At 49.5% G+C, this 657-nt stretch carries 2 protein-coding genes; both read left to right on the top strand.

The genetic code is table 11. From position 1 onward, the window contains the following. The coding region (locus QWI17_RS18160) for an RNA-guided endonuclease InsQ/TnpB family protein (RefSeq protein ID WP_302723943.1) at positions 1-527 on the top strand (527 nt) is incomplete at its 5' end. After that, a partial coding sequence (locus QWI17_RS23710; RefSeq protein ID WP_368045367.1) for a zinc ribbon domain-containing protein occupies positions 517-657 on the top strand: 141 nt, incomplete at its 3' end. The genes QWI17_RS18160 and QWI17_RS23710, both read left to right, overlap by 11 nt.

Here is a 657-nt window from a genome sequence, read left to right as displayed (position 1 = left end):
TGGCAAAGTGGAAGAGCGGGCAGGTGTATTACAACGGTCACTACTTCAAGGTCTGGGACAGCTACGACTTGTCGTTGTACAAGTTCAAAACCGCATCCTTTTCGGAAGATGCCCGTGGCCGTTGGTACTTCAATGTTGTAGTTGAAGTTGAGGCCGAAGCTCCTACTGGACAGGATCAGATCGGTATTGATCTGGGTCTGAAAGACACGGCTACCTGCTCCGATGGCACCAGGCTGGAAGCTGGGCGCTTCTACGGCGATCTGGAAACAAAGCTGGCAGTTGCACAACGTGCTGGTAAGAAAAAGCGCGTCAAAGCGATCCATGCCAAGGTTGCAAACAGGCGTAAGGACGCCTTGCACAAATTCAGTCGCCAATTGGTGAACCGCTCCGGTGAAATCTACGTTGGCAATGTGAAATCATCTTCGTTAACTAAAACCAAAATGGCTAAGTCAGTGCTGGACGCTGGATGGGCCATGCTGAAAACAATGCTGGAATATAAATGCGATAGCGCAGGTATTGTTTTTTAAAGAGGTTAACGAGTCGTACACCACCCAAACCTGTTCGAATTGTGGCAGCTTGCCTGATTCGAGGCCGAGAGGTATCGCAGGACTTGGAATAAGAAAATGGACTTGCAGTGAGTGTGGTGTCACTCACAAC

The organism is Gilvimarinus gilvus, from assembly GCF_030518155.1.
In the GTDB taxonomy this organism is placed as follows: domain Bacteria; phylum Pseudomonadota; class Gammaproteobacteria; order Pseudomonadales; family Cellvibrionaceae; genus Gilvimarinus; species Gilvimarinus gilvus.
Note: the sequence above shows the minus strand (reverse complement) of the source record. Positions and strands in the feature narration are given on the sequence as shown.